The organism is Vibrio sp. 10N.261.55.C5 (genome assembly GCF_041470505.1).
GTDB lineage: Bacteria > Pseudomonadota > Gammaproteobacteria > Enterobacterales > Vibrionaceae > Vibrio > Vibrio crassostreae_C.
In genome coordinates, this window is record NZ_JBFRMS010000080.1 from 1 (window position 1) to 4,152 (window position 4,152).

Genomic DNA, 4,152 nt, shown 5'->3' on the forward strand with positions numbered 1-4,152 from the left:
CAATCACCGAAATACGCACCAGTGCATAATAACTAGTAAATAATTGGAGCTTTTGAGATGTTCTAATTTTATTTCTAAACCATTCTTCCGAATCCACATGTATTTGCCTTTTCACTTTTTGAACAAGGGCAACTGAGGTAGTTATAGCTTCTTGAAGACCAATTGTGCTGTCTTTGTATTCTATCTTATTCTTTCTAAGAACTCGGATGGTTGAGATATAGAGTTTTGATAACTCTTCAAGGAAATTAGCGATATCTGAGGCGTTATAATACGGTTGGTTTTCAGCAAAGGTTAGAGTAATTATGGTGTCAGTTTTCTTCTTGTGAATTGTGTGGGCCATTACTTTGAGTCTCAATACTTATGATTTAATAGACAATATCATAGGCTAATATGCAGTTTGTTTTCTACTTTGGATCGCTAATCGTAGCTTACAAACGGACAAAAGTGGTCTCAATCTTTGTTGTCCACTCTCAGTTGCACTATAGATGGATTATAATCGACTGAATCAGCACAATTGATATTGCCCAAAGTTGCTTAGACCTTTACTCATTCGCATCCTGTTTATGAGCTTTATCCCTACTAAAACTTATCCATTATTCTAATGCTATTAGTTGTGAATCCCCGAGTATCACAGGGTAAATTCGACATAACCATCAACGTTCGCTCAACACGTTTCTGTTAGACTTCTACTCAATATTGGAAGCTAACCCGATCATGTTTTTGTAATCTTCCCAAAACCAGTATGATTCAGGGTTATTGGCATAATTTTCTTCTTGTTTTCTATTTGATTCTATTATGTCTAAACTTCTCCACGAGGCGCCTCTCAAGTTCCTAAAGTCTGTGGCAGAAAACCTTAACATCAATTGTTCTGCGCCAAATGTATGTTCTACATTAGCTTCGTATTTTTTTCGGGAGTAGGTTTCGAAAACTAATGTCATCTGCAATGACAAGAACTCTCCCACACTAAAGTCATCAGTAAATGCTACATTTGACCATTCTCCATTGATTGATATATTTCCTTGCTGTCTGACTTCAAAGTTTTTATCGTTTATATGGTGCTCAATGATCCCTGAAAGCAGGATTGAAATGTTAATGTTAGTCACACCTTTTGGCTTATAGTGCGCTATGTAATTTAAACTACTGGCGAGCTTTGCTAATACTTGTTCAACATCTCTTAATTCAAGTTGTTGAATCCCTAAAAGCTTAGAGACTAATAAATCATTACGTTCTTTATGATTACCGAATGGATAAATGCAGATCCCTTTCTTTTCATACTCTGAGTATTCAATCTCTTTTGCTACTACATACTCGTAGATTAAAGGTCTTTTTAACGAAACACGTTGGTTAAAAAAACGTTTCAAATAACGCTCAGAGTCAAATTTTTCTCCATAAACTGCATTAATAGATGATTCCAAAGATTCAGTATCTGTAGCAATTAAAAATGTACAACCATCTACGTTGAAAAAATGTTTTATGATTTCAAGCATTTTAATCGCATAGTCTGGGCGACACCTATCTAGCTCATCTAGGAGGACAACTATTGGTGATTTGAGAGCATACAAGTCGTTCAGAATGTGACTGATTGTACTAATCTGTTTTCTGATATCCTGCATTGAATCGACTAAGTCGTTTTGTTGGGTCATCAGTTTTGTGATTAAAGCAGTATTTGTGTCATCCACACCCTTCATAACTTCAATCTGGGGAGTTTTGAAATTAATTACCTGTTCAAACAGATCCAACGCTTCTAAATCCACGGCTTGCCCTGTTCCAGATGCATATAACTTTTGCGCACCTTGTATGATTGAGCTAAGTTTATTGAAGTTATATAGTAGGCCATTTATCTGTTCTATAAATTGCTTGTACTTTTTCGTACGTTTATCGGCTTTACTATTTCTAAACAGAAATCCAAGTTGATTTAAAAGCTCTGTACATACGACTGTTAAAGGATCTTTAAGAAAGTCACTTTCCCAAGCATCGATATATACCACGGGGTATGATTGCTCAGCCAACTCAACATATATGCGCCTCAAGAACTCTGTTTTACCCGTCCCCCAAGCTCCGTTCAAGTTCAATACAAAGCCATTTTTTTCTGAGGTAAGAATAGATACTAGAAACTTTCCGTATTCTTTTCTGTTAGTAATGCAAGTAGACCAGTTATAACGTCCATTCCATTCTTCATAACGACTTGCATGATCCACTGTCTTCATAAACTGCCCATTATTCAAAGGTATATCATTGCAATTTTACACCTAAGTGGATATTTAGAAAGCCGAATCTTGAGTGCAGCATTGTTATAGTCAGCAAAAAGCCATCTAGTTAGAAGAGATGGCTTAGGCTTTGAATTCAACTTGATAGAACCATACTTTTCTAATCCTATTTCTTGATATTAGCTATCGCTCTAGCAAGGCTAAGCAGTTGTTGAAATCTTAATCTCTAACTCTGATTGAATACCCAATAATACAATCCCTACCAATATTTGTTGTGGCCTCACCACTTGAGCAGTAGGGAGTTCCATACCGTCGTATAGCATTTTGAACTGTAACCAATCTTCGCTCATGCTTAGTTCTCGACCTTTTGCCATTCGCATAAGTCTTTTGCACTCGGGAGGTATTGGATTTTCCTCACCTCAACCTGTGATAGTTCTCAAAGATTTAAAACACAGTTCAGCAACCTCGTCATTTGGCACTCTAACTCTCGAAAAATGTAATTCTTACTCATTTCGCGGCACTTCGATGATAAAAATTCTAAATGCAAGAGGTTGCTCTGTGTTGGTAATATATGCATCGCTGATCATGGGTGGGCAAAGTGCGCATTGTACGAAGGCGTCTTAATTGGCAAATTTGCCTTATAAAAAGTTATTCATGAATCGCTAATATTAAAATTCCTGAAACTCATAAATGTCCATTCTCGTGCTAGAAGGGCTGATCATCGTAACGCAGAAATGCCCCAAAGTGAGTCAGATAGGGATTGAAGTCAGTTTCAAACCCAGCAACTTGCCTTACTTTTCCTCATGCCTAAATCTCTAATTATGTCGCCAAAACTTCTAACCCACTACAGACTGACCTTCAATCACAGTTACGTACGAATATGCTATTCAAGTATTTCTAAGCGATTGAATAGTATAGAACAAAATGGAAGTTCTTGATTGATAACGTGCCTCGAATAGGAAGCAATGTGTGTTTGCACGGTTTTCAACTAGAAAATCAGAATCATGTCATACTATATGCATATTTTTTAGTTGGTTAGGTACAATACTTGAGATATTCTGAATGTATGAACTCGTGCTGGCACGATATTAAAATGTTATATGCTTTCCTACTCCCAATCGCATACATAATATTAAAATTTAATGGTATGATGTTCTTGGTTGTAACTTACTTCAATATCATCAAAAGAATCCACTATGAAAAAAGCTATCGTATCTGTAATTGCAGTTGCTTCATTGCTATCTGGTTGTGTGGCATCACATCAAGCTGTAGCGCCAAATACCAAGAATATTAAGTTGCCTGAAACTGGCATTGTTACTGCCTCTAGTCTTGGTGAAAGAATGTTAGAGTCGGGAAAAGTTGTCACTGTTCAGGGTTTTACTCTTCATAGTGATGCACCGATCTTTGATGGTGTAGTTAAAGCCGGCGAGTACCATCAAATTGGAGTTAAAGAAAATCATAAAGTATTTGGACCAAAAAATGGCTACGGTACAGGTATTGTAGATGCTCTAATGGGGGCACCAAGTCCAGCTAAACCATATGTAGATGGAAAAACTGGCTATTTGTGCTTCTTAGGCGGTTTCGGAACTAGATTCTGTTCTGATACTGTAAAACCTAATGTTATGCCAATAAATGTATATACTACCGATAGCTTTATGCAAGAATTGATTTATACAGGCAAGGTTGGTGATAAAATTCGTTTCACCTACCGCGAGTTCCAAAATGGTATGGCTCGCCAAGCATTCAATGTTGACGTTGAATATGACTTGTCCGAAAGTGACTTGATCTCGTATAAAGGTGCAACGGTAGAAATCATTTCAGCTACGAACCAAAAGATCGAATATAAAGTAATTAAACACTTTAATTGATTCGTTTCAAACTACGCATATAACAAGCGTTTAAGACAGATTCCCAACGCATGGCATTGGCTTTGTTGCGTAATTCA

Annotated in this window: 3 protein-coding genes and 1 pseudogene; 1 reads left to right on the forward strand and 3 read right to left on the reverse strand. The window is 36.9% G+C overall.

The features are described from left to right. The 3 genes and pseudogenes from AB4263_RS22285 to AB4263_RS22295 all read right to left on the reverse strand — a co-directional run. Window positions 1-340, reverse strand: a 340-nt coding sequence (locus AB4263_RS22285; protein ID WP_372098926.1) for a hypothetical protein, incomplete at its 3' end; no start/stop codon positions are given. A 346-nt stretch (window positions 341-686) separates the two neighbouring features. Further along, window positions 687-2,207 (reverse strand): P-loop NTPase fold protein, encoded by a 1,521-nt coding sequence (locus tag AB4263_RS22290; protein ID WP_372098927.1) that lies wholly within the window; start codon window positions 2,205-2,207, stop codon window positions 687-689. A 166-nt stretch (window positions 2,208-2,373) separates the two neighbouring features. Beyond that, window positions 2,374-2,784, reverse strand: a pseudogene (locus AB4263_RS22295) (regulator). Window positions 2,785-3,403: 619 nt separating this feature from the next. Between AB4263_RS22295 and AB4263_RS22300 the strand changes: the two are divergent. Continuing rightward, window positions 3,404-4,075, forward strand: a complete 672-nt coding sequence (locus AB4263_RS22300; RefSeq protein WP_017036726.1) for a hypothetical protein — start codon at window positions 3,404-3,406, stop codon at window positions 4,073-4,075. Window positions 4,076-4,152 lie beyond the last annotated feature (77 nt).

Bases quoted from the DNA above. Each gene is read 5' to 3' on its own strand.
- AB4263_RS22290 (WP_372098927.1), bottom strand. From the start codon at position 2,207: ATGAAGACAGTGGATCATGCAAGTCGTTATGAAGAATGGAATGGACGT.
- AB4263_RS22300 (WP_017036726.1), top strand. From the start codon at position 3,404: ATGAAAAAAGCTATCGTATCTGTAATTGCAGTTGCTTCATTGCTATCT.